The following is a 24,817-nucleotide window of genomic DNA, read 5'->3' on the forward strand; positions in this document are numbered from 1 at the left end:
CGACCGGTGTCGCGGGTTCAGGGAAGGGTCTGTGCCGCTCCTCAATGAGGATTGAAGAGCGCACTCGTTGGGAGTGGACGCTTGGATGGAATGGAGGGAGTCAACCCTGCCGTGCAACCTAGAAGGAGTGCCCTTCAGCATTGCGCCGCAGGTCGGCCTCAACCATCATGGTGCACAGTTGTTCCAGCGTGGTCTTGGGCTCCCATCCGAGCTTCTCCTTCGCTCGACTCGGATTGCCGATCAGCAGATCCACCTCGGCCGGCCGATAGAACTTTGGGTTGACGCGTACCAGAGTCTTGCCTGTCTTGATGTCGATCCCGACTTCATCCTGTTCATCTCCTTCGAAGCGCAATTCGTACCCTGCTGCCTTGAACGCCATGTCGACAAACTCCCGCACGGTTTCGGTCCGGTTGGTGGCGAGGACAAAGCTATCGGCCTCCTTCGCCTGCAGCATGAGCCACATGCCTTCCACGTACTCCTTTGCGAAGCCCCAGTCGCGTTGTGCGCCCATGTTTCCAAGCTCAAGCAGGTCCAGTTTCCCGAGCTTGATTTTTGCAACTGTGTCCGTGATCTTTCGGGTAACGAACTCCCGGCCGCGCAGCGGGCTCTCGTGATTGAAGAGGATCCCGCTGCAACCGAAGATGTCGTAGCTCTCGCGGTAGTTGATCGTCATCCAGTGGGCGAAGAGCTTGGCGACTCCATAAGGACTGCGCGGATAGAACGGCGTGTCTTCTACCTGGGGAATGGCCTGGACCTTCCCGAACATTTCGGATGTCGAGGCTTGGTAGAAGCGGATCTTCGGATTTGTGAGGCGGATGGCCTCCAACAAGTGCAACGCGCCCATGCCGGTGATCTGCGCAGTGGCATCGGGCTGATTGAAACTCACACCCACGAAGCTTTGGGCAGCCAGGTTGTAGACCTCGTCGGGCGCGGCTTCTTTCATCAGGGTCAAGGAACTGCCGAGATCAGTCAGGTCATATTCGATGAGGTGCAGGTCCGGGTTGGCCTGGATCCCCAGTTCTTCGATTCGCCAGAAGTTGACGGAACTCGTACGGCGATACGTTCCATAGACCACATAACCCTTGCTGAGCAGCAACTCCGCCAAGTAGGCGCCATCTTGGCCGGTGATACCTGTAACGACAGCACGTTTTTTCATGAAAGCCTTTCTTCCGTCCTATTTAGTTCTGACCAGTAGCGGCCGCATCCACGATGCGTGCCAATGTCTCATGGCTGAGGTCACTTGTACCTTCAAACCGCCGAGACCTCAGGGAGGCGCCGCTCCCTTTGCGGGCGGTCGAGCCGCGCCGAGCAATGCAAGCTTGAAAGCCTCCGCGCTCTGCTGCCAGGTGAGGAATCGCATTTTCTCAGATCGCGGATGCTCACTTCGTCGAAAAAGAGCCAGCCACTCGACCACTGCGGCAGCCAGCAAAGACGAATCGCCTTCAAAATAGTAAGCATATGTTCCGGCCACCTCCCTGAACACCGGCAGGTCGCTCGCAAGAATCGGAAGCCCGTGTTTGGCCGCCTCGATCAGCGGCAAACCGAAGCCCTCGCCTTCGGATGCGGCAAGCAGGCATGTGGACGCTCCATACAATTTCTCCAGGTATGCATCGCTGGCGTCCTCGATCCAGAACACTCTTTTCCCAAGTTCGCGATGACGTCGAAGGCGCTCGGCCAGTTCGTCAACCATCCACCCCTGCTTTCCCACGATCACCAAGCCGACCTGTTCACCCTTCGCCCATAGCTGTTCAAATGCGTTCAACGCCGCCAGTTGCCCCTTGCGCGGCTCGAGCGTGCCCACCATTAGGAAGCTCGGCAGCGACGAGATTGCCGACAGAGTCTGCGGGGCGTTCGTCGGCATCCCTGTAGTCGGCAACGCCGAGTCCAGGTCGGCTCCCAGTTGAAACGCGCGGACGCTGAGGTTTCTGAATTGCTGCGCCGGCACGTTTTCCGTGAGCCAGGAAGACAGTTCGTCGGCAACGGCTTTGGAAATGCAGATGGCGCCGTCGTTCTCGGCGACCACTCTCAACCACCTCGCGTGATTCTCGGCTGCGCCCGCGGCAAACCGCTTGGCCAGGAGAATAGGGAGCAGGTCGTATACGACAAACTCGACGCGGACGCCTGCGTGACGCAACTGGCGGTAGTACTCGCGTTGCTCCGGCACCAAGTGCGGTTGCAGGTCGAGGCCGACGAAAAGGTCGCCGGGCCCAAAATCCAATGCCGCATCCTGGAGCGCATCGACCGGACATCCAAGGACGCCCAGGGTGAATTTGCGGGCATATCGATAGCCATGCCGCCCTAGTTCTGCGTAGACAGGTTCGATCCTGTAGCCCGCCGGCGGCGCGTCTAGAAGGGCCCGGAGGAGCGCTTTGACGACACGCTGGATTCCGCTTTTCGCGTCGCGTTGCACGAGTTCCGAAACGTCGACGAACAACTGACGAATCGGAGCAAGGGGCTGCAGTGTGAATGCGATGGCCGTCGCTAGTTGGGCGGCATCCACTTCGTCGATCGGCCTGTCAGAAGCGCGGACGGCCTCGATCAACCCGCAGCGGCCATACGAAGCACGGGCTGCAAACCTCTCGATGGCATCCACGTAACCGCGCGCGCACGCGGCTGGCGCGTGAAGGGATTCAATTGCTTGCCTGGCACGCGTTCCCAGCGCCAAGCGCGCAGAGGGATTGCGCCACAAGTCTTCCAGCGCATGGATCAATTGCGCATCGGAAAAGTCATCCGGCAAGATCGCCACCGCTTCAGGGGGCAACGAGGCCATTGACCCATTGGCATTCACCACTGTCGCGATTCCGCGGCTCATGGACTCCAGCACGGTTGCGGATGTCTCTCCACGTGACTGCGTGCGCAGCTGTATCGCCAAGTCCGCAGCGACCAGATAGCGATGAAACTCCTCGCTGCTCGCCCAACCCGTGATCCTGATTCTCGGATTCCTCGTAGTGGCGATTCGCTGATCTATCCCGGTGCCATAGACCGTTGCATCCTTGTCGCCGACGAAAACGAGATGACAACGAGGGTCGGTCGCAAGAGCGGACGCCATCCACGCGTCGAGAAGGCGGTGATTGAGTTTCGTCGGTCCCAAGAGGCCGAACGCGCACACCAGAAAATCGCCGGGTTCCAGCCCAAGTTCTGCGCGCGCGGATGCGCGCTCGTTGTCGTCACTGTGAGGAAGGACGCGCAGGAGGGGAACCAGCGCCCAATCTCGAGAAGCCGACTCGTCGAACCATTGTCTGGCGAGGTCGATGGAGTATTGCGAATGGACAATGACGCCTTGCGCGTGTGCGATGACGTCAAAGTTGCACGGGTATTTGAAGACGACATCCGCAATATCTTCGGCCCGGTAGCGTTCTGCAACCGCAAGATAGCCGTGCGATTCATACAGCGCCTCGGCCCAGGCAAATTCCCGCTCCAGGTGCATTTCCCTGTATGCCTGCACGCCACTCAGATAGAAGTCGTGCAAGATCACCGTCCCAGGAATCTCGGCCAGCAGATCGAACATGTGCTCGTGAAACTCGGAGTTTCCGAAGTGGTAGAGCACCCGATCGAATTCGGAATGGTTCTCTCGAAACCAATCGACGCTCCTGAGCGGAAAGCTCGCCGCGAGCAGCGCATCGTCGACCTTCTTCAGGTCGTTGACCAACTCGATGTCATAGTGCTGCGCGAGTTCCGGTAGAAGCTCCGTGCTGTAGCTTGCTATGCCGCTTCGTTGTGGTGGCAGTGGAGAAACATAGCCAAGCCTGGGTCGAAGGCGCCGATGGCCAGGCGCCTTCCGCTGCGGACTCTTGCTCCTGTCGTACAGCAGTTCCAGTCCGTCGAGAGCCCGCCGCGCAGACTTGCTCCAGGTGAACTTCTCGGCTTGTCGACGACCGTGCTCGACGAGCATGGATCGATACCCATGATCGGTCAGGCCCTGAGCGATCTTGCCTGCGATGGCCGCATCGTCCCGCGGATCGAACAGCGCTTCAGGCAACCCGATGACTTCAGGCACGCTCGACGTGTTCGCGCCGATGACGACGGCGCCGCAACGCATGGCTTCCAGCGCCGGCAAGCCGAAACCTTCGTGCCAGGACGGGAAAACAAACAGGGCGCACAGGTTGTAGAACTCGACAAGGTCCTGCTCCGGCACGAACCCGGTGACAACGACGTCGCCGGCGGGAATCCCCTGTTTTCGTGCCAGATCAAGAAGCGCGTTCCGATCTTCCGCTTGTGCGGAACAGACGATGGCCAGTTGATGGCTGTTGCGCAATTCGGCAGGCAGCAGCGCAAAGGCCCGGATCAGGCCGTCGATGTTCTTGCGATGGTCGATGCCGCCCGTGTACATGACGAACGGCTTGCGCAACCCATACCGCGTCCGCAACGCCTGCTCGCGTTCCGCAGGCATTTCGATCTCTCTGAAATGTTCGTCAGCGGCAGTAGAGACATTGATGCAACGATTCGGGTCGAGCCCGAGATGGTCGATGCCCTCCCGGCGCGACGATTCGGAAATCGCAAGCCAAATGTTCGCGCGCCGGAGAGCGCCGATCTTTCGCATGTACCAGCTATGGACGGCCGGATTGTCCAGGTACGGACGAGGATGAATCAGCGGAATCAGGTCATACAAGGTGACGGCGGTAGGCAGCGAGAGAAAGTTGCCGATGCCGGTGACCGTTGCGTCACCGAGTCCTTCAAAAAGGCTCGTGACGTGAACCACATCGGGTTGGAGGCTCGCAAGAAATGCTTCGTACAGCTTTTCCTGGGCTCTCGTATGGCCGGGACTGGATGAAGGCGAAAAGGGTGCGGATTGCCAGACACGGAAATTCTCCGGCGGGACCAAGGTGCCGAATCTGTCTTTGACTTGGTCGATGGAATCCGGAAAACGGCTGTTCAACGCCAGGACGATTTCGTGGCCACCTGCAAGGCGCACCATGGCTTCGGTGAGGGCAGACGTGTAACGCCCGATGCCGCGCGTACCGTTCGCTGGAGATTGGGTGCCCTGCAAGTCAATGACGATTCGCATCGAGCTCTCTCGTATCGTTTTGACGCGTCAGGCGCCGGAAAACGTTTTGGGCTGCCGGTGACAAATCCATCGGTCCCGAAACTCTCGATCTCATGGACCGGCGATGCGAAGCATCCAGCATTACGCTCAAGCGCTTGTGCAGCGGCGGGACGAGCCTGAGGCACCAGAGGGTGATTCGCTTGAGCCGCGGTCGGTGTTCGAGGCAATTCGCCGTGCTCTGCAGCGCTTCTTTCAAGCGGCGCTTGAGTCCGCTGACGATTCGGCCATCCTTGTAGGCCGTCGAGATGCGGCGCAGGGCATCCTTTGGTTTTTCGTGGGGGGCAGTCGGCATGGCGGGCTGTCTTGTAGTGTTGTCGGGCTCCTGCGAGATGTGGGGGCCTCTAGCGAAGAGCACATGGCCAAGCGGCGGCGACTCGATTCTAAATGGGGTGCCAAAGTGGCACGCAACCGACGACTAAACTCGCCCAACCCTCGATTCCTCACCGACTGATGACAAGATTTCCGACGCGCACTTTTCGTTGGCTGATGCCGCCGTGGCGCATTGTGCAGCGCGTTCGAGGACGCTTGCGCCGGGCCGCTTCCGAGGCGCGTGCAAAGGCTGACCTCGCGCCGTTGGTCCAGAAGGAGCAGGCGCGGATGGCGCAGCGACAGCATGGTGCACCTTTGGCTCCCGCCAGAGCGCTGGACCTCTTCGACGATGACAAGATCGCGCAGGCGGTCGAACTGCCGCGGGCCGAGATTCTGTGTCCGACGGTTTCGGCCCAGGAAGTGGCTGATCGGTGGTCGGCTGCAAGGCTATGCATCGATGTGTGGCGCAAGCGCGAAGACCTTCGAGCGAGGTTTCCGACGGGTTTGGCCGCTGGCTCCAAAGGCGAGTTCGGTACGTGGCTTCAAGGAGCAGGCGCAACGGAGCTTGGCTTGTCGGATGCGTCGCTGAGCCACGTTCTCGACGCGCTGGATGCCGGCATCGGTGATCGTGCACGTCAGGCCCTGCTGGCCAATGAAGGGTTGGCTTCGCTGCTGCCACATGGTCTGACGCCGGCAGGCATGTTCGATCTGTTTCGCTGGTTCATGCGTTCCGGTCTCAAGGAGGCCGGCCTGCGCCGCGAGGAGATCTGGTGGCTCTTCCTGGAGGCCGAACTGGATCCGAGCCGCGAACTCATGATCGCCTATTCGTTTGCACCAACCTGGCAGGCGCAGCATCCCGACGGACTGACGGTGTTCGGTCGCGATGCCTTCGCAGCTTGGTTTCGCGCGGAATACGGGGCATCCGGGAACTGGGCGAACCCGCACACCTGGCTTGACTGGCACGATGCGGCGCTGCAAATTCGAACCAGTTTCTGGGCGCGCAGCGCATGGCAGGTCTCCCATCCCGACGCACTGTCCGATGAAGTCGCTGCGCGACGGATGCTTGCCTGGTTGGTGTCCCCGGAAGCCGCGCTGCCCGAAGGCGTGCGCGACTGGTGCCGCAATCTCGATGCGGATGTCGTGAGCGCCCGTCTCGCGAAGTCGGGGCTCAATGTGATCGGCCATTTCTGCTATCCATCCGGCCTTCGCGTGTCCGTCGAATCCATGGTCGAAGCCTTGGGGATGGTGGGTGTGCCGACTTCATTGCGCGACGTACGGACCGATGCAAGGGACGATCCCCACCATGTCGAGTACCGGGGCTCCGAATGCTATGACGTGACGGTCATTCACGTCCAGCCCGAGCCATTTTTCGACCAGGCCTACCGGCGGGCCGATCTGTTCGAGCGCACGCCTCGGACCTACCGGGTCGCCTACTGGTACTGGGAGTTCGATTCGATCCCCGAATCGTGGGTTGCTCATGCCGAGAACGTCGATGAGGCCTGGGCCGCGACGGAGTTCGTTGCGCGCGGATTGCGTGAACGCCTGTCCATTCCCGTTCGCACGCTGTTTCCGGGCGTCAAGCTGGCGCCCTACCAGCGCAGGAATCGCGCCCACTTCGGCTTGAGCGAAGCGCCGTTCACATTCCTCTTCACCTTCCACATGGTGAGCGTGATGGAGCGCAAGAATCCGCTGGGGCTGATCCACGCGTTCAAGACGGCGTTCGGCGAGGATGACGCCGTGCGACTGGTGCTGAAGACTTCATTCGGCGACCGGCATCCGGCACAAATCGCGGAGCTTCGCGACGCCGCCGCAGGCGCGAACATCACCGTCATCGACCAGGTCTACAGCCCCGACGAAGTGCTCTCGTTGATGGACGCCTGCGACGCCTATGTGTCGCTCCATCGCAGCGAAGGCCTGGGCCTGACGATGGCCGAGGCGATGCTGATGGGCAAGCCTGTGATTGCGACGAACTTTTCCGGCAACGTGGACTTCATGGACGAGAGCAACAGCCTGCTCGTGCCTTACGAACTCGTGAAGCTCGGCAAGCCGATCCCACCCTACGGGGCGGACCTCGAATGGGCCGAGCCGTCGGTCGAGGAAGCAGCCAAACTCATGCGACGCCTGTACGAGAACCGGGAATGGGCCCGCGAACTTGGCGCACGCGCCAAGGCGAGCGCCGAAGCCAACCTGTCGCTACCGGCGGCGGGCGCACGCATCGCGAGACGCCTCGAGGAGATCAAGGCATTGCGCCGCGCGTCGCCTTGAGCTTCAGGTCTTCTCGACGATTCGCCCGTGCTCGAGGTGAATGACCCGATTGCACTCCTTGGCAATCAGTTCGGGCGAGTGAGAGGCCAGCACCAGGATGCCGGATTTCGACACGACGTCCTTCATCCGTTGTTCGGCCTTGTGGGTGAACTCCGAGTCGCCCACGGAAAGCCATTCGTCCATCAGCAGGATGTCGGCCTGGACGCTGGTCGAGATCGAGAAGGCCAGCCGCATCATCATGCCGGTGGAGTAGGTGCGCACCGGCATGTTCACGTATTGACCGAGTCCACTGAATTCGCAGATCTCAGGCGTGAGCGCGTCGATTTCCTTCTTGCTCATGCCCATCACGAGGCCTCGAAGCATGATGTTCTCAATGCCGGTGGCGTCCGGCTCGATACCGAGCGAAGGGTCGATCAAACTGGAGACGGTGCCCTGTCGAACGAACTCGCCTGACGAGGGTTCGTAGACACCGGCGAGTGCGCGCAGCAGCGTCGACTTGCCCGCACCGTTGTGGCCGATCAACCCCAGGCGGTCACCGCTTTTCAGCTCCAGGTTGATGTTGCTCAATGCCTGAACCACGTTGACGCCGGTTTCCTTGCCGAAGCGTCCCCCGGTCACGGAGGCGGCCAGCGTCTTCTTGAAAGAAGCCGCACCGGCGCCGTAGATGGGAAAGTTGACCGAGACGTCTTTGAGAGAAATGAGTGCCATGTTCTTTTACAGCCAGTAGACGACGCGACGGCGATACTTCGCAAAGAGCAGGCTGCAAAGGACCAGATTGATCGCGGTCCACGTGAGAACGCCCCACCAGTTGAAGGCCGGCGACACGCCGCCCATCAAGGGCGCACGCAGCAGGTCGAGCATTTGAGCGAACGGGTTCCAGAGGATGTATTGGGCGCGCCCCGGCAGGTTCTCGGGGAACCAGAAAACCGGTGTCAGGAACATCAGCATCTGCATCACGCTGGTGACGATCTGGGCCACGTCGCGGAATCGTGTGCAGACGAGCCCGAGCACCAAGCCCAAGGCCTGCGCATTGACCAGCACCAGCAGGAATGCCGGGAAGAACAGCAGCGCCGACCACGACAGCGTGATGCCCGCCCACAGCGCGACCGGGATGTAGATCACGATGTGATGCGCGAACTGGATCAGGTTGCGCGCCATGCTCCGCCACACGAACATGCTGATCGGGAAGTAACCCTGCTTGAGGTAGTTCGACGATCCGATGAACGCATTGCAGGAGTCGGTCACCATGCTGGAAAAGAAGCTCCAGAAGATGATGCCGAGCGCCAGGTGCGGAAAGAACTTGGACAGCACGGTGCCGAACAGCGAACTGTACAGCGGCCCCATGCCTCCGATCATGGCCGCCATGCTGAGCGTCAACCACAGCGGACCCAGCATGGAGCGGCGGTAGCGCAGGACGATGTCGAACCAGGCCAGCGTCCACCAGATGTCGGTGCGGCGGGTTCCTTCCCACCAGTCGCCCCAGGCGCTGCGATGCAGATTGGAATGCGCCTGACTCATACGCGACCGTAGGTGTCAGCCAGTCGTACGATGTCGTCCTCGCCGAGATAAACGCCGCATTGCACTTCGATGAGCACCAGCTCATCCTCTCCGATGTTGGTCAAACGATGCTTCTCCTTGAGCGGTATGTAGCGGTACTCGCCGGGCAAGGTTTTGTGTTCCACCTCCCCGACCTGAACGGTCGCGGTGCCCTGAACGACGACCCAGTGCTCTGCGCGCTGGTGGTGGTACTGCAGCGACAGCGACTCGCCCGGCTTCACCGTGATGCGCTTGACCTTGTAGCCGTCCTCTTCCTTGAGCGACGCATAGGTGCCCCATGGACGATGCACTACCGCGGGCAGGTTCACGGTTTCGTGCTTGCGGTACTTCAAGGTGTCGACGACTGTCTTTACCTTCTGCGCGCTGTCCTTGTGGGCAACCAGCAGCGCATCGGGTGTATCGACGATCACCAGGTCATGCACGCCCAGCGTGGCGACGATCTTGGGTCCGTGGCTTTCGACCTGCACGTGGGTGCCGGTGGTGTCGATGGCCACCACGTCGCGAGGCATGGTGTTGCCGCTCGCGTCGGCACTGTGGGCCTTGGCGACCGAAGGCCAGGAACCCACGTCGCTCCAGCCGAACTTGGCGGGCACGACGTGCACGTTGTCGGCTCGTTCCATGACGGCGTAGTCGATGCTGATGTCGGGTTGCAGTCCGAAGGCGTGCGTGTCGAAGCTCAGCGAATTGCCGTCTGCCTTTGCCGAGTCGAGTGCACGGCGGGCGGCAGCCAGGAGTTCCGGCGCGTAGTGCTCAAACGCCGAAACGATCGCGTCCGCAGTGAAGCAGAACATGCCGCTGTTCCAGTAATAGCGGCCCGTGGCCAGGTATTCCTGGGCGGTCTGCAGGTCCGGTTTCTCGACAAAGCGCTTGGCCGGCTGGCTTTCGCGCGACACGTTGGCGACCTCGACATAGCCGAAGCCTGTGTCCGGACTGGTGGGGCTGATGCCGAAGACAACCAGCGAGCCCTGAGTTGCCAGCCGGAAGGCCTGGCTGGCGCTGGCCACGAAGGCCTCGACATCAGGCACCAGGTGGTCGGCGGACAGCACCAGCATGACCGTGTCGCCACCGAACTTCTTGATGCATTCAAGGGCTGCCAGGGCGATGGCAGGCCCCGTGTTGCGTCCCTTGGGCTCCAGCAAGAGCGTGGCATCGGGCGCATCGGACATCTGCCGCAACACGTCCTTGGTCAGAAACAGGTGGTCCTTGTTGGTCACGACCATCAGGTCGCCAGTGCCGCACGCCTGACCGCGCTCGATGGCTTGCTGGAGCAAAGTCGAGCCTCCGAGCTTCATGAACGGCTTGGGAAAGGCTTGCCTGGAAAGCGGCCAGAGCCTGGAGCCAGAGCCTCCCGAGAGAACCACAGAAAGCACGCGCATCTTTTTCCTATAGGTTTTGCAAGGCCAGTGATTTTACCGGCGCACCCCCGGGCGACTGTGTCTCGGCCGCCACGGGGATAATTTCGCCGCTCCCCATCCGCTCAAGGTACCGCTTGATCATCCCACCCGAATCACCTGTCCACGGCCTTTCCATCTCCGTCGCGCTCTGCACCTACAACGGGGCGCGATTCATTGGCGAGCAGATCCGCAGCATCTGTTTGCAGACGCTGCCGCCCCGGGAGATCGTGATTTCCGATGACGCCTCGACCGATGGTTGCGTCGACGTCGCGCGCAAGGCCATCGAGGAATGCAACGCAGAGCGTCCCGAGTACTGGGTGACGCTGCGCGTCCTGCAGAACACGACGGCATTGCGCGTGACGAAGAACTTCGAGCAGGCCGTGCGTGCTTGCCAGGGCGACCTGATCGCGCTTAGCGACCAGGATGACGCATGGATGCCCGACCGGCTCGCCCGCATGGCCGCGCAGTTCGAGCAGCGCCCCGATCTGCTCCTGCTGCATACCGATGCGCGATTGGTCGACGGGACGCTCGCCGATCTCGGCCAATCGCTCTTTCATGCGCTCGAGGTGAAGCCCATCGAACTGGAGCGGATCCACAGTGGACGGGCGTTCGACGTACTCCTGAGGCGCAACCTCGTGACCGGTGCGACCACCGTGTTCCGCCGTTCGCTGTTGGACGCGGCCCTGTCGTTTCCGTCGGAGTGGTTGCACGACGAGTGGCTCGGCATCATCGCTGCCGCCGTCGGGCGCGTGGACCTGCTGGAAGACCCGTTGATCGAATACCGCCAGCACGCCTCCAATCAGATCGGTGCGCGTCGCGATACGTTTCCCGAAAAGATGCGTAAGGCCTTCGGCTCCCGCGGCGACACGCACGTCAAGCGCGCCTACAAGGCGGAGCTTCTTCTTGCCCGGCTGGTCGAACTCGGCGACAGGGTGCCGGCCTCCTTCATTGAAAAGGCGCAACTTAAGGTGATTCACCAGCGCTTTCGCGCGACGCTGCCGAGGTCACGCCTTGCGCGTTGCGTGCCTGTGCTGCGGGAGGTGATGACGGGGCGCTACGACCGGTTCGGGCGCGGTGTCAGGGGCATCGTGCGCGACCTGTTCGAGGCGGCCTGACCTACCTCGCCCTCTCCAGCCGCCAATAACGCCAGAACGCGGCCGACGACCAGACCTTGAGCAGGCTGGTCACGTGCCAGTAGAGATGCCGCTTGCTCCGATGGCTGGCGCGACGTGCATCGTGCCGGGCCTGCAGATCCTCCGCGATCTGCAGCTTCCAGCCCGCGAGCCGCAGGCGGGCGCAGATGTCGAAGTCCTCGCCATACATGAAGAAGCGTTCGTCGAAGCCTTCGATCTCTCGGTAGGCGGCGCTGCGGAAGAGCATGAACAGCCCCGGAATCCAGGCAGGCACGACGGGGCGGACATAGTCGGGCCGCTTGCGCGAGACGATCTCGAGCGGCGTGATGACCGCCCGGTGCTGCTCCGGCGTCGGCTTGCCCGGCTCGAGGATCCGGGGCGCCAGCAGGCCGCTGTCCGTGTCGGCGTGCGCAATCAGCGGCGCGAGCACGTCGCTGTCGAAGCGGATGTCCGGATTCAGCACCAGGAACCACGGGGTCGCGCAGCGCGCGAAGGCCTGGTTGTGATTTGCGCCGAAGCCCTTGGGCGCGGCGTTCTCGATGCGTTCGATCTCGAATCCCCAGGTGCGGCCCGCCAGCAGATCGGGCTCGGGGATGTTGAGCGTGAGCACAACCTTGGCGACCTCCCCGCGGTTGAACCGGTCGAGTTCCTCGATCAGCGGCAACACCAGTTCGAGCTGACCATGGCTGACGATCGAGACCGTGATGGGAAGGGAGGGGGGCGGGGACATCGGCATGGTCTAATTTCGCCCGGGAATTCTAGAGTTCTCGCTCCCACCCCATGATTGCTCTGATCGTCATCAGTTTTCTTCTCTCCGCATTTGCGGTGCAGGTGTTCATGCGCCGGGCGCGACGGCATGCGCGGCGCTACGCCCACGACATGCCGCAGCGCTTTCACAAGGGCCATGTGCCGCGGTTGGGAGGTGCCGGCATCCTGGTGGGGATGGGTGTGGCCTGGCTCGTTGCGGGCATGCCTTCGGACCCCTTCAATGTGTCCTGGCCGTTGAAGGCCTCGGCGCTCACGCTGCTGTGCATTGCCCCGGCGGTGCTCGGCGGCATCATCGAGGACGTGACGCAACGGGTGTCCGTGCGCTACAGGCTCGGACTCACCATCGGCTCGGCCGTGCTGCTGTGCTGGGTGCTTCACCTGGGTGTCGCGCGAACCGGCATCGCCGCCGTCGATGGCTGGATGCAGGCGATGCCCTATGCGCCGCTTCTCTTCGCGGCGCTGGCGATCGGCGGCCTGCCGCATGCCTTCAACATCATCGACGGCTACAACGGGCTGGCCGGAACGGTCGCCGTGCTCGTGTGCCTTGCCATCTCGCACGTCGCATTGCAAGTGGGCGATCGCCAGCTGGCTGCCATGGTGATCTGCCTGGTCGGGGCGACCGTCGGTTTCCTGATCTGGAACTACCCGCGCGGCAAGATCTTCGCCGGCGACGGCGGGGCCTACGTCTGGGGCATGGTGATCGCCGTGGCCGCGGTGACGCTGGTGCAGCGGCATCGGGTCGTCTCGCCCTGGTTCCCGATGCTGCTGCTGATCTACCCGGTGTGGGAGACGGTGTTCTCGATCTACCGCAAGATCGCGCGCGGCCAGTCCCCGGGAACGGCGGATGCGCTGCACTTCCACCAGCTGATCTTCCGGCGCATCGTCCGGGTCGCGTTCGCGGACGATGAAGCGCGCCAGCTGCTCGCGCGGAACAACCGGACTTCGCCCTACCTGTGGATCTTCGCGGCGCTGACCGTCGTGCCGGCGGTGCTGTTCTGGAACAACACGCCCGTCCTCATGGCGTTCTGCCTCCTGTTCGTTGCCACCTACGTGGCCGCCTACCTCATGATCGTGCGCTTCAAGGTGCCGCGCTGGCTCAGGCCCTGAGTTCGGCTGCACAATTCCGGAATCCGACTTTCCCACCGCCCACCATGACCGATCCCGTGCTCAACATCCCCCCGCGCGACAAGGCTGAAATCCTGGCCCAGGCGCTGCCCTACATCCGCAGGTTCCATGGCAAGACGATCGTCATCAAGTACGGCGGCAATGCCATGACCGATCCCGAACTGCAGGCGGACTTCGCCGAGGACGTGGTGCTGCTCAAGCTGGTCGGCATGAATCCGGTGGTGGTGCACGGCGGCGGCCCGCAGATCGAGGCGGCGCTCAACCGCCTCGGCAAGAAGGGGCACTTCATCCAGGGCATGCGCGTGACCGACTCCGAGACGATGGAGGTGGTCGAGTGGGTGCTCGCCGGCGAGGTGCAGCAGGACATCGTGGGCCTCATCAACCAGGCCGGCGGCAAGGCGGTGGGCCTGACGGGACGCGACGGCGGGCTGATCCGCGCGCAGAAGCTCAAGATGGCCGATCGGAACGATCCCAACCTGCACCACGACGTCGGACAGGTCGGCGACATCGTCTCGATCGATCCCAGCGTGGTCAAGGCGTTGCAGGACGATGCCTTCATCCCCGTCGTCAGTCCCATCGGCTTCGGCGAGGAGAACGAGAGCTACAACATCAACGCCGACGTCGTCGCCGGCAAGCTCGCAACGGTGCTCAAGGCCGAGAAACTGATGATGCTGACCAACACGCCCGGCGTGCTCGACAAGGACGGCAAGCTGCTGACCAACCTGAGCGCGCGCGAAATCGACGAGCTCTTTGCCGACGGCACGATCTCCGGCGGCATGCTGCCGAAGATCGAGGGTGCGCTCGATGCCGCGAAGAGTGGTGTGAATGCGGTGCACATCATCGATGGCCGCGTTCCTCACGCCATGCTGCTGGAAATCCTGACCGACCAAGCCTACGGAACGATGATCAGAGCTAGATAGGGGTCGCGCCCAGGCTGCGCCTTCGTCTGCCCTTCAGGCCCTATGTGTAGCCGGTGGGATTGGCTTGTTGCCAGCGCCAGCTGTCGGCGCACATCTGATCCAGGCTGCGGTGGGCGCGCCAGCCTAGCGTGGCTTGCGCCAGGGTCGGATCGCCCCAGTAGGCCGGGACGTCGCCGGGCCTGCGCGGGCCGATTTCGTAGGGGATGCGGCGGCCGCTGGCGCGTTCGAAGGCCTTCACGACGTCCAGTACCGATGCGCCGTGGCCGGTGCCCAGATTGAGCGTGACGAGGCCGGGCTGCTGCTCGGCGTGGCGCAGCGCCGCAACGTGGCCTTCGGCGAGGTCCATCACATGGACGTAGTCCCGGACGCCGGTGCCGTCCGGCGTCGGGTAGTCGCCGCCGTGCACCGCCAGCTTGTCGCGCAGGCCGACGGCCACCTGGGAGACGAAAGGCATCAGGTTGTTCGGCTTGCCCTGGGGGTGCTCCCCGATCAGGCCACTTTCGTGCGCGCCGACGGGATTGAAGTAGCGCAGCAGCGCGATGCGCCAGTCGGGACGCGCGAGCTGCAGGTCGGACAGGGCCTCTTCGACCATGAGCTTCGACCGCCCGTATGGGTTGGCCGGGCGGCGGGGCGCGTCCTCCGGGATCGGCGAGCGCTCGGGGTCGCCATAGACGGTGGCCGAGGACGAGAAGATCAGCGTGCGCACATCCGCCGCCTGCATGGCCTGCGCCAGCACGAAAGTGCCGTGCACGTTGTTTTCGTAGTAAGTGATCGGGTCGGCCACCGAATCACCGACCGCCTTGAGGCCGGCGAAATGGATCACACCGGCGATCGGCTCCGCGCTGAACAGCCTGTCGAGCAATGCCCGGTCGCGAACGTCGCCCTCGATGAGGCGCGGTACGGTGCCGATGATGCGGCCCAGCCGGTCCAGCACGCGGACGTCGCTGTTGCCGAGGTTGTCCAGGATCAGCGGCGTATAGCCGGCGGCCGCCAGGGCGACACAGGTATGGCTGCCGATGAATCCGGCCCCCCCGGTGACAAGGATGGTCTGGTTCGTCATGTGAAACGCGATCCTCCGTGAATTAACTGTCGATTCTGCGCGACAGGAAGGGGATGCCCGGTTGGCGCACGCTAACCGGCGTGTGCGAGAATCATTTTTTTACATTTTGCACGTGCCCAATGCAGAACGACGAGCAAAGCGCCTCTGATGCGCCAATCAGTTCAGAACCGGTGGCCGTTCCAACCCGGAAGCGGCCCAAGCCGGGCGAGCGGCGCGTGCAGATCCTTCAGGCGCTGGCTGCCATGCTGGAGCAGCCGGGCGCCGAGCGCGTGACCACGGCGGCCCTCGCGGCCCGGCTCGATGTCAGCGAAGCCGCGCTTTACCGACACTTCGCCAGCAAGGCGCAGATGTTCGAGGGCCTGATCGAGTTCATCGAGCAGAGCGTTTTCACGCTCGTCAACCAGATCGTGGAGCGCGAGGCACCGGGCAGCGAGCAGGCCGCCCGCATCGTAGCGATGGTGGTGCAGTTCGCGGAGAAGAACCCCGGCATGACTCGCGTGATGGTCGGCGATGCACTCGTCTTCGAGAACGAACGGCTCCAAAGCCGCATGAACCAGTTCTTCGACAAGATCGAGGCGACCTTGCGCCAGGCTCTCCGCGACGCTGCCGCAACGGACGGTTCCGCCACGCCGAGCGTCGACGCGCAGGTGAGGGCCTCCGCGCTGACAGCCTTCGTGGTCGGGCGGCTTCAGCGCTTTGCCCGCTCGGGCTTCCGACGTCCGCCGTCGGAGCATCTGGACGCTGCTGTCGCCCTCATGCTCTGAGGGGAAGAGCGCCGGCTGTGGTGCTCTTTCCTCTCAGATCATCGACTTGCCTTGCTTGAGGACGAAATCGCAGGCGCGCTTGGTGAGTTCCTGCTTGAGCCCACCGCCGGTCAGGTCCACCTTTTTGCCGTCGCTGCCGGTCAGGATGCCCTGCGAGCCGTCGACATAGCCCGCGTCCGAAGCGGGCTTGCCGCCGGGGATCTTGCCCATGAGCTGGTCCTTGACCGAGGATGCGGCGTCACCACTCAGGTAGTTGTTCTTCAGGCAGTACTCGAGGACGCCGGCTGCATTGCCCAGGCTGCCCGATGCCATCGAGCCCAGCGCCGACGACGAGCCTCCTCCGCCGGCAAGACCCTTAAGCATGTCCAGGCTCTGGGCCTGGGCGGCCCCTGCGGTCAGCAGGACGAGAGCGGCGCCGAGGCGGGCGAGGCGGGTGCGCGAAAAGGTCATGGTCAACTCCTTGAAGATTGATTTTGTGATGACCGTAGCTTAATCCCGCGCGTCGACAACATTTGAAACAGTTAGTGCTGACTGTCAAGGATGTCAGCGGTAGCCGGTCGTATCGGCCGGCTTGCCCGCATCCTGCACTTCCGGAACGTAGCGCCAGGCATCGGGCTGGCTGCCGTCGATGTCGGTGAAGCCATAGACCTTCGCCAGTTGCCCGCTGGACAGCGAATTTCCGTTCCAGCGCGCGACCTCGGGATCCCCTGCGAGTGCCGCGACCGCTCGCCCGACAAAAGCCGGGCTTTCGGAAATCGCGAAGTGCGGCTGCCGGGCCGTCGCGTCGCGCCAGTTCGATTCCGACACGCGATAGATCTCCAGCATGGCCTCTGAGCGCAGCCAGCCGGGCGTGAGCAGCACGGCGGTCGCGCCGTGCGGCCGCAGCTCGCGCGCCAGCGCGAACGCCATCCGGCTCACCGCCGCCTTGGCCAGGTCGTAGAAGAAGGACACGCGGTAGTTGCTCGCGTTGTACTCGTCGGTGCCGTCGGTGACCTCGACCACGAGCCCGCCCGGCGTCTCGATGAGCAGGGGGATTGCGAAGTGGCTCGTGATCGCATGGGTCTCCACGCCCAGGCGCAAGGTGCGCAGTCCGACGTCCAGCGAAGACTCCCAGACCGTCTTGTTCCATTCCATCGTGGTGGCGCCCCAGATGTCGTTCACCAGGATGTGCAGCCTGCCTTGCTCCGCACGGATGCGAGCCACCAGCGCACGCACCTCGTCGGGCACGAGATGGTCGACCTGCACCGCAATGCCGCGCCCGCCAGCCGCATCGACCATCTCGGCGGTCTCCTCGATCGTCTCGGGGCGGTTCATCTCCGATCGGCCATCGCGTGTGCTGCGGCCAGTCACATAGACCGTTGCACCCGCCGCGCCCAACTGAACGGCGATGCCGCGCCCCGCACCACGGGTCGCGCCAGCCACCAGCGCCACTTTTCCTGCGAGTGTCGGATGCATGGGAACGATGCTAGTGGCCCGCACAGCCGTCCGCAATGCCGAAGGCAGAATGCGTCATCTCGATGCTTCAGGTTCACGAATGAAGGCTCCGGCCCTGCCAACCCTGCCCCACGGTCGACGCCTGCTGTTCTGGCTGGCGCTGATCGCCGTCGTGACGGCGGCAAGCTGGTTCGTCGTGCGCTTCGTCAGCCCGCTGCCGCCGCGCGTGCTGGTGATGAGCACGGGCGTCACGGACGGCGCCTATCACCGCTTCGGTCAGCGTTACCAGGAAATCCTCAAGGCCAACGGCATTACGCTCGAACTGCGCCCTTCGAGCGGCGGCGTGGAGAACCTGCAGCGCCTCAATGACGGATCGGTGTCCGTCGCGTTCGTCCAGGGCGGCACCGGCGTACTGGCGCTGGATCCCGATGCGTCGGCCGATTCGACGCCCTTGCGCTCGCTGGCGACCGTGGCCTTCGAGCCCGTCTGGATCTTCACGCACACGCTCGATCTCTCCAAGGGCCTGGGGCCCTTGGCCGGAAAGCGGATCGCCGTCGGCGTGCCCGGCAGCGGCAACTACAAGGTCGCTGTCCAGTTGCTGTCCATCTACGGCGTCGTCGTCCCGGACGGCCAGCAGAGCGCCGCGGATGGAACCACCTTCGTGAGCGAAGGCGGCATGGCGGTCGTGCAGATGCTCGACGACCACCAGGTCGATGCGGCCATCATCATCGCGGCGCCCCAGGCACCGGCTGTGCAGAAACTGCTCGCGGACACCTCGCTTCGTCTCGCGTCACTGGACCATGTCGAAGGCCTGTCGAGGCGCTATCCGTACTTCCAGCCGGTGACGTTGAAGCGCGGTTCCGTCAATCCGAGACGCGACCTGCCGCCTCACGACGTCCAGTTGCTGGCGACGACGGCCAACCTGGTGGTGCGCGAGGAGATCCATCCGGCGCTGGCCTATCTGCTCCTCGAAGCGGCGCGCAAGGTGCACAGCCAGGCGACCCTGATCAATCGCCCCGACGAATTCCCCAACGCGAGGGCGACCGATTTCCCCGTGTCGCAGGAGACGGAGCGCTATTTCAAGAACGGGCGTCCCTTCCTGCAGAACTACCTGCCGTTCTGGGCGGCGAACTACTCGCAACGGCTGCTGCTGCTGCTGGTGCCACTGGCCGCCATCCTGGTCCCGCTGTCGCGGCTGGTCCCGGCGCTCGTCTCCTGGCGGCGCCAGGGCCGCCTGTACCGACGCTACGGGGAACTGAAGTTCCTCGAGCAGGACCTGGCATCGCGCAAGCTGGATGCCACGGAGCGGCAGGAAGCGCTGGAGCACCTTGACCGCATCGAGGCGGAGATCCTCCACACCAAGTTTCCGCTGGACTTCACCGATCGGGTCTACACACTACGCCAGCACGTCGACTTCGTGCGCGCACAACTGAACAGGCAGACCGAGCGCGCCGAAACGCAGGCCCGCACCTGAGAAGGCGATGAAAGCAAAAGGCCGGGCCCGCGAACTGCGGACCCGGCCTTCGCTCAGGCTCTCAGCGGATTACAGGCCGGCCTGGCGCGTCAGCGAAACCTTCGGCTTCGAATACTCGGCCGGCACCGTGTCACGGTAGAACGCACGGCGGTCGAGGCTTTGCAGCGGGTTGTGCGCGGTGGCCACGGCTTGCTTGCGCATGGCCGAGCGGTCGGCGGTCGATGTCATCTTCGTCACGCCGGCGGCCGAGCTGTCACCGTACGTATTGCCGCTGTGGGCAGCGACCTGGGCTTCCGCGTTCATGTCGGCACGGCTGTTGGCCGACGTCATCGGATGCACGCCTTCATAGGTTTCTGCGTGCACGGCACCTGCGGCGGCCAGGATGGAGAGAGCGGCCGCGGCGAGGAGTTTCGAGGTCTTCATTTTCAGTTTCCTTCAATGCGTTGGGACGATATCGAACCGGTCTCGGGGCAAGTCGCCAATCCCTTGTGGAGGTGGCTACATCGCTCTGTGCCCTGTTCACGCAGATCAGCTTGTTTGGCTGGTCCGTGAGGAGAAGTTTGAGACCAATCGCCTTGTCAAAACCCATGCATTTGGAACAACCGCGTCGCTTCTTTGGAAACAATCAATGGACCGCCACGCCCACCTTGCGGCCCGCCTCGACGATCTCGCTCCAGGTCGCATCGTCGAGCCAGATCCCTTCGCGCTCGCGCGTCGCACGGGCCTTGCGCTCGGGCTCGCCGGCGATCTGCACGGCGTCGAAGCCTGCGCCCGGCGGGCTCTGGCGAAGCCATTCGATAAAGGCGCTTGCCTCCTGCGCGAAGCTGGCTTCCGTGCCCAGCTTCACGGGGTCGATCAATACCACCAGCATGCCGTTGAGCACGGTGCGCGCCGTGTCGGCAGGCCGGTGCCAGGTTCCGCCGCCGGTCAACGCACCACCAAGCAGTTCACAGGCCACGGCCATGCCATAGCCCTTGTGCTCGCCGAAGGTCATGAGTGCGCCGAAGAGTCCGTTACTCTGCGGCACGACGACCACGCCCGGATCGTCGGTCGGTGCGCCATGCTCGTCAATGAGATGGCCCGGCGCCACGCGCTCGCCCTTGTTGTAGGCCACGCGCATCTTCCCTTGCGCGACGCGGCTGGTCGCGAAGTCGAGGATGAAGGGCTCGGCACCCGCGAGCGGCACGCCGATGCAGCAGGGGTTGGTCCCGAAGCGGCCATCGCCGCCGCCCCAGGGCGCGACCACGGGCCGCGACAACACGTTGACGAAATGCATGGCGACAAGTCCCTGTGCCGTCGCCATCTCCGCGAAGTGCCCAATGCGGCCGAGGTGGTGCGCGTTCGCGAGCGACATGATGCAACTGCCTTGCGCCTTCGCGCGCGCGATGCCGAGTTCCATCGCCTGCACGCCGACGATCTGTCCGTAACCGCGTTGGCCGTCGAGCGCCAGCATCGCACCGGCGTCGAGATTGATCTTGATCCCCGAATTGGGCTTGAGCCCGCCTTCGGCCACCGCGTCGACATAGCGCGGCACCATGCCGACCCCATGCGAATCGTGCCCGCTGAGATTGGCGAGCACCAGGTTGGCCGCGACCTGTTCGGCCTCGGCCGAGGAACTGCCCGCGGCGGCGATGACGGAGGCGACCTGCTTGCGCAGCGTCGATGCTTGAAGCGTCTGGGACATTGACTACCTTTCCAGTCCGGTTTCGGCCGGCGCCGGGCCACCCCAAGGCGGCCGAGCCTCCCCCTCAGGGGTGGCGAATTAGATGAAGCGAAGCGCAGTGAAAAGCCGGGGGGTGTACTACTTGCTACATGACTGCGCCGACTTGCCACGGCACGAATTCGTTCTGGCCGTAGCCGTGTTGTTCGCTCTTCGAGTGTTCGCCGGATGCGGTGGCCAGCACCAGCTCGAAGATGCGCTGCCCCATCTCCTGGATCGACACGGTGCCCTCGACGATCTCGCCGCAATTGATGTCCATGTCCTCCTCCTGCCGCTGCCACAGCGCGGAGTTGGTCGCGAGCTTCAGCGAAGGAGAGGGTGCGCAGCCGTAGGCCGAGCCGCGACCGGTGGTGAAGCAAATCATGTTTGCCCCGCCCGCCACCTGCCCGGTGGCACTCACCGGGTCGTAGCCCGGCGTGTCCATGTAGACGAAGCCATGCGAGGTCACCGGCTCGGCGTATTCGTATACCGCCTCGAGATTGCTGGTGCCGCCCTTCGCGACCGCGCCCAGCGATTTCTCGAGGATGGTCGTGAGCCCGCCGGCCTTGTTGCCGGGCGAGGGGTTGTTGTTCATCTCGCCTTCGTTGATGGCCGTGTAGTGCTCCCACCAGCGGATGCGCTCGACCAGCTTCTCGCCGACCTCCCGCTTCACCGCGCGCCGCGTGAGCAGGTGCTCGGCGCCGTACACCTCCGGCGTTTCCGACAGGATGGCCGTGCCCCCGTGGGCCACCAGCAGGTCGACCGCCGCACCCAATGCCGGATTGGCGCTGATGCCCGAATAGCCGTCCGAGCCGCCGCATTGGAGCCCGATCGTGATGTGCGCCGCGCTGCAGGGCTCGCGCTTCACCGCGTTCGCGCGCGGCAGCATCTCGTTGATGAGCGCCACGCCTTTCTCGACCGTCTTGCGCGTGCCGCCGGTGTCCTGGATGTTGAAGACGCGGAAGTTCTCGCCCTCGCTGAGATTGCCGGTCGCGAGCCATGCGTTGATCTGGTTCGCCTCGCAGCCCAGGCCGACCACCAGCACCGCCGCGAAGTTCGCATGCGTCGCGTAGCCGGTCAGCGTACGTTCGAGGATCTGCATCCCCATGCCGCCGGTTTCCATGCCGCAGCCGGTGCCGTGCGTCAGCGCAACGATGCCGTCGACGTTGGGGTAGTCCGCGAGCGCTGCGGGATTGGTCTTCCGCGAGAAGTGGTCGGCGATGGCCCGCGCCGCCGTCGCCGAGCAGTTCACGCTGGTCAGCACCCCGATGTAGTTGCGCGTCGCCACGCGACCATCGGCGCGGCGGATGCCCATGAAAGTCGCCTCGCGCCGTGCAGGCGCCGGCTTCACGTCGGCACCGAAAGCGTAGTCGCGCTCGAAGTGCCCCTTGTCCGGCCCCATGTCGAGGTTGTGCGTGTGCACGTGCTCGCCCGGCGCGATCGGCTTGCTCGCAAAACCGATGATCTGGTTGTAGCGCCGCACCGGCTCGCCTTGCGCAATGGCGCGAACGGCCACCTTGTGGCCCGGCGGAATCAGCCCGCGCGCCGTGACACCTTCGACCGGCGTACCGCCGACCAGTTGCCCGCGCGCGATGACGACATCGTCGGCCGGGTGAAGTCGAATAAAGGGATTCATCGTATTACCTCGTAGGGTCCATTGACAGAAGCGCCACACCAGGGCCGCCGCGGAACCGGCTCCGCCGGTCCGCAGGCGGCGCCCCCGCGAGGGGGTTGGCGAAGCGACACGCAGTGCGCGCAGCCTGGGGGCGTTCTCTAGAAAAACATTTTCGGCAGCCAGAGTACCAAGGACGGCATGTAGGTGATGACGGCCAGGCTCACCAGCAGCGGCACCAGCCAGGGCAGGATCGCCATCGTCGTGCGTTCGAAGCTCAGTCCCGCCACGCGTGCGAGCACGAAGAGCACCATGCCCATCGGCGGATGCAGCAGCCCGATCATCAGGTTCAGCACCATCACCAGTCCGAAATGGATCGGATCGATGCCCAGGTGCGTCGCGATCGGCAGCAGGATCGGCACCAGGATCGTGATGGCGGCGGTCGGTTCCAGGAAGCAGCCGACGAACAGCATCAGCAGGTTGGCCAGCAGCAGGAAAACCCAGGCCTGGTCCGTGAAGCCGAGCACCCACGCCGCGATGTCCGCGGTGACGCCGGTGGCCGTCAGCATCCAGCCGAAGATCGAGGCGGCGGCGACGATGAAGAGCACGGTGGAAGTGGTCTCGATCGTGTCGAGGCAGACCTTGACGAACATCTTCCACGACAGCGTGCCGTACCAGGCGAAGCCGAGGATCATGGCCCACACGCAGGCGGCGATCGCACCTTCGGTCGGCGTGAACAGCCCGGTGGTCATGCCGCCGATCAGCAGCACCGGCGTCATGATCGGCAGCAGCGCCTCGAAGGTGAAGATCTTGTCGAGGACGAAGAGCGCAGCCAGGCCGGCGAACACCGTCATCTGCGGCGGCGCGCCGAGCTTGTCGATCGCCACCCACAGCAGCAGCGGCCAGCCGATGACCACCGCCAGTTCGCTCAGGGCCTTGAACAGTCGCGTGCTCGAGAACTTGACGTCGCCGCCCCACTTGTTCCTGTGCGCGTAGTACGCGACCGTGAGCATCATCAGGATGGCCATCAAGGCGCCAGGCAGGATGCCCGCGAGGAAGAGGGCGCCGACCGACACGTTGGCCATCATCCCGTAGATCACGAAGGGCAGGCTCGGCGGAATGATCGGCCCGAGCGTGGCCGACGCGGCGGTCACGCCCACGGCGAACTCGGTCTCGTAGCCGTGCTCCTTCATCGCCTTGATCTCGATCGTGCCCAGGCCCGCCGCATCGGCGATCGCGGTGCCGCTCATGCCCGCGAAGATCACCGAGCCCAGCACGTTCACATGGCCGAGCCCGCCCTTCATCCAGCCCACCAGCGCCAGCGCGAAGTTGTAGATGCGGGTCGTGATGCCCGCGTTGTTCATCAGGTTGCCCGCGAGGATGAAGAAGGGCACGGCCAGCAGCGGAAAGCTGTCGATGCCGCTCACCATCCGGTGGATCACGACGAAGGGCGGCAGGTTGCTCGACAGCAGGATGTACGTCAGCGACGCGCCCGCCATCGCGATGGCGACCGGAATGCCGCCCGCCATGAAGATCAGGAAGAAGATTTTCAGCATGAGCTTGGGCTTCCGTTCGTCAGTGATCGGCCAGGGTGGATTCGGGACGCTCCAGCACGCTGTAGCCGCGGCGCCAGTGGATGCGCGCGGTCTGCACCGAACGCCATGTCATCGCGGCGAAGCCGAAGAGGCACAGCCCGTAGACGATGTTCATCGGCAGGTCGACGATGGTCATGCGTGTCTGGTTGCCGATCTTGAGCATCATCTGCACCGTCATGACCACCGCGGCCACGAAGAAGAGGATGCGGACCACGTCCACCGCCTTCGACATCCAGCGGCCCATCGCCTCCGGGATGTGGCGGTAGAAGAAGTCGACCTGGATCTGGTTGTTCTTCGCCACACCGATTGCCGCGCCGATGAACACCACGCCAATGAGCATGTAGCGCGCCACCTCCTCGGTCCACGCCGCGGAGTCGTTCATCACGTAGCGTGTGATGAACTGATAGAAGACGGTCAGCCCCAGCAGCCAGAAAAGCGCCAGCGCGATCCACCCCTCGGCGATGGTGCCGGAAAGATCGACGATCTCGTCCTCCGCATGGAAGTGCCCTTCATCGTCAATGATCTTGGTCTCAGTCAAGTGATTCTCCTTGGCCACCCGCAGGCACTGCGAGGCTATTTCGGGAAACGCCGCGGAACCGGCTCCGCCGGGCCGCAGGTGTTGCCCCCTAGAGGGGGGGATTCGGCTACACGAAGTGAGCAAGAA

21 protein-coding genes are annotated in these 24,817 nt (G+C 63.7%); 6 read left to right on the forward strand and 15 right to left on the reverse strand.

Translation table 11 applies throughout. From position 1 onward, the window contains the following. Positions 1 to 118: 118 nt before the first annotated feature. From gmd to ACSFBL_RS11715, 3 genes are all read right to left on the reverse strand, one after another. Positions 119 to 1,156 (reverse strand): GDP-mannose 4,6-dehydratase, encoded by a 1,038-nt coding sequence (gene gmd / locus ACSFBL_RS11705; protein ID WP_435515956.1) that lies wholly within the window; start codon positions 1,154 to 1,156, stop codon positions 119 to 121. A gap of 108 nt (positions 1,157 to 1,264) precedes the next feature. Next, positions 1,265 to 5,005: a glycosyltransferase gene (locus tag ACSFBL_RS11710; RefSeq protein WP_435515957.1), complete on the reverse strand. Its 3,741-nt coding sequence runs from the start codon at positions 5,003 to 5,005 to the stop codon at positions 1,265 to 1,267. Then, positions 4,989 to 5,336, reverse strand: coding sequence for a hypothetical protein (locus ACSFBL_RS11715; protein ID WP_435515958.1), 348 nt, complete (start codon positions 5,334 to 5,336; stop codon positions 4,989 to 4,991). The genes ACSFBL_RS11710 and ACSFBL_RS11715 overlap by 17 nt, the downstream gene beginning before the upstream one ends. Before the next feature lie 587 nt (positions 5,337 to 5,923). Here ACSFBL_RS11715 and ACSFBL_RS11720 point away from each other — a divergent pair. Next, on the forward strand, positions 5,924 to 7,618 hold the full coding sequence (locus tag ACSFBL_RS11720) for a glycosyltransferase family 4 protein (RefSeq protein WP_435515959.1): 1,695 nt from the start codon (positions 5,924 to 5,926) through the stop codon (positions 7,616 to 7,618). Positions 7,619 to 7,621: 3 nt separating this feature from the next. Here the strand turns inward: ACSFBL_RS11720 and ACSFBL_RS11725 are convergent, their stop codons facing one another. The 3 genes from ACSFBL_RS11725 to ACSFBL_RS11735 are packed head-to-tail and all read right to left on the reverse strand — an operon-like array spanning position 7,622 to position 10,551. Beyond that, positions 7,622 to 8,326 carry an ABC transporter ATP-binding protein gene (locus ACSFBL_RS11725; RefSeq protein ID WP_435515960.1) on the reverse strand — a complete coding sequence of 235 codons (705 nt, stop codon included), beginning with the start codon at positions 8,324 to 8,326 and terminating at the stop codon, positions 7,622 to 7,624. 6 nt (positions 8,327 to 8,332) lie between these two features. Further along, positions 8,333 to 9,136, reverse strand: coding sequence for an ABC transporter permease (locus tag ACSFBL_RS11730; RefSeq protein ID WP_435515961.1), 804 nt, complete (start codon positions 9,134 to 9,136; stop codon positions 8,333 to 8,335). After that, positions 9,133 to 10,551, reverse strand: coding sequence for a mannose-1-phosphate guanylyltransferase/mannose-6-phosphate isomerase (locus ACSFBL_RS11735; RefSeq protein ID WP_435515962.1), 1,419 nt, complete (start codon positions 10,549 to 10,551; stop codon positions 9,133 to 9,135). The genes ACSFBL_RS11730 and ACSFBL_RS11735 overlap by 4 nt, the downstream gene beginning before the upstream one ends. Positions 10,552 to 10,664: 113 nt before the next feature. On the opposite strand from ACSFBL_RS11735, the gene ACSFBL_RS11740 reads away from it, so the two are divergent. Then, positions 10,665 to 11,684: a glycosyltransferase family 2 protein gene (locus ACSFBL_RS11740; protein ID WP_435515963.1), complete on the forward strand. Its 1,020-nt coding sequence runs from the start codon at positions 10,665 to 10,667 to the stop codon at positions 11,682 to 11,684. Position 11,685: 1 nt separating this feature from the next. Here the strand turns inward: ACSFBL_RS11740 and ACSFBL_RS11745 are convergent, their stop codons facing one another. Beyond that, entirely contained in the window at positions 11,686 to 12,432 is a 747-nt protein-coding gene (locus ACSFBL_RS11745) for a glycosyltransferase family 2 protein (protein WP_435515964.1), read from the reverse strand. 50 nt (positions 12,433 to 12,482) lie between these two features. Here ACSFBL_RS11745 and ACSFBL_RS11750 point away from each other — a divergent pair, with 50 nt between their 5' ends. After that, complete coding sequence (locus ACSFBL_RS11750; RefSeq protein WP_435515965.1) at positions 12,483 to 13,577, forward strand: MraY family glycosyltransferase; 1,095 nt, start codon at positions 12,483 to 12,485, stop codon at positions 13,575 to 13,577. A 44-nt stretch (positions 13,578 to 13,621) separates the two neighbouring features. Then, entirely contained in the window at positions 13,622 to 14,515 is an 894-nt protein-coding gene (gene argB / locus ACSFBL_RS11755; protein ID WP_435515966.1) for an acetylglutamate kinase, read from the forward strand. Between the two features lie 40 nt (positions 14,516 to 14,555). On the opposite strand, the gene galE is transcribed toward argB, so the two are convergent. After that, entirely contained in the window at positions 14,556 to 15,575 is a 1,020-nt protein-coding gene (gene galE / locus ACSFBL_RS11760) for a UDP-glucose 4-epimerase GalE (RefSeq protein WP_435515967.1), read from the reverse strand. A gap of 119 nt (positions 15,576 to 15,694) precedes the next feature. Between galE and slmA the strand changes: the two genes are divergently transcribed. Continuing rightward, positions 15,695 to 16,339, forward strand: coding sequence for a nucleoid occlusion factor SlmA (gene slmA, locus ACSFBL_RS11765; protein ID WP_435515968.1), 645 nt, complete (start codon positions 15,695 to 15,697; stop codon positions 16,337 to 16,339). Positions 16,340 to 16,372: 33 nt separating this feature from the next. Here the strand turns inward: slmA and ACSFBL_RS11770 are convergent, their stop codons facing one another. Both ACSFBL_RS11770 and ACSFBL_RS11775 read right to left on the reverse strand, forming a co-directional pair. Continuing rightward, positions 16,373 to 16,795 (reverse strand): YjjA family protein, encoded by a 423-nt coding sequence (locus ACSFBL_RS11770; RefSeq protein WP_435515969.1) that lies wholly within the window; start codon positions 16,793 to 16,795, stop codon positions 16,373 to 16,375. A gap of 87 nt (positions 16,796 to 16,882) precedes the next feature. After that, positions 16,883 to 17,794, reverse strand: coding sequence for an SDR family oxidoreductase (locus ACSFBL_RS11775; RefSeq protein WP_435515970.1), 912 nt, complete (start codon positions 17,792 to 17,794; stop codon positions 16,883 to 16,885). Positions 17,795 to 17,873: 79 nt separating this feature from the next. Here ACSFBL_RS11775 and ACSFBL_RS11780 point away from each other — a divergent pair, with 79 nt between their 5' ends. Further along, positions 17,874 to 19,247, forward strand: coding sequence for a TAXI family TRAP transporter solute-binding subunit (locus ACSFBL_RS11780; protein ID WP_435515971.1), 1,374 nt, complete (start codon positions 17,874 to 17,876; stop codon positions 19,245 to 19,247). A 69-nt stretch (positions 19,248 to 19,316) separates the two neighbouring features. Here the strand turns inward: ACSFBL_RS11780 and ACSFBL_RS11785 are convergent, their stop codons facing one another. From ACSFBL_RS11785 to ACSFBL_RS11805, 5 genes are all read right to left on the reverse strand, one after another. After that, the gene (locus ACSFBL_RS11785; protein WP_435515972.1) at positions 19,317 to 19,670 is read right to left on the reverse strand and encodes an alpha/beta hydrolase; all 354 of its coding nucleotides are present in this window, start codon (positions 19,668 to 19,670) and stop codon (positions 19,317 to 19,319) included. Between the two features lie 202 nt (positions 19,671 to 19,872). Further along, positions 19,873 to 20,931, reverse strand: coding sequence for a malate/lactate/ureidoglycolate dehydrogenase (locus ACSFBL_RS11790; RefSeq protein WP_435515973.1), 1,059 nt, complete (start codon positions 20,929 to 20,931; stop codon positions 19,873 to 19,875). Between the two features lie 124 nt (positions 20,932 to 21,055). Further along, on the reverse strand, positions 21,056 to 22,582 hold the full coding sequence (locus tag ACSFBL_RS11795; RefSeq protein WP_435515974.1) for a UxaA family hydrolase: 1,527 nt from the start codon (positions 22,580 to 22,582) through the stop codon (positions 21,056 to 21,058). A 137-nt stretch (positions 22,583 to 22,719) separates the two neighbouring features. Then, the gene (locus tag ACSFBL_RS11800) at positions 22,720 to 24,114 is read right to left on the reverse strand and encodes a TRAP transporter large permease (protein WP_435515975.1); all 1,395 of its coding nucleotides are present in this window, start codon (positions 24,112 to 24,114) and stop codon (positions 22,720 to 22,722) included. Positions 24,115 to 24,133: 19 nt separating this feature from the next. Next, positions 24,134 to 24,691: a TRAP transporter small permease gene (locus tag ACSFBL_RS11805; RefSeq protein ID WP_435515976.1), complete on the reverse strand. Its 558-nt coding sequence runs from the start codon at positions 24,689 to 24,691 to the stop codon at positions 24,134 to 24,136. Positions 24,692 to 24,817 lie beyond the last annotated feature (126 nt).

The sequence above is a fragment of the Variovorax glacialis genome (assembly GCF_051216375.1).
Taxonomy (GTDB): domain Bacteria; phylum Pseudomonadota; class Gammaproteobacteria; order Burkholderiales; family Burkholderiaceae_C; genus Variovorax.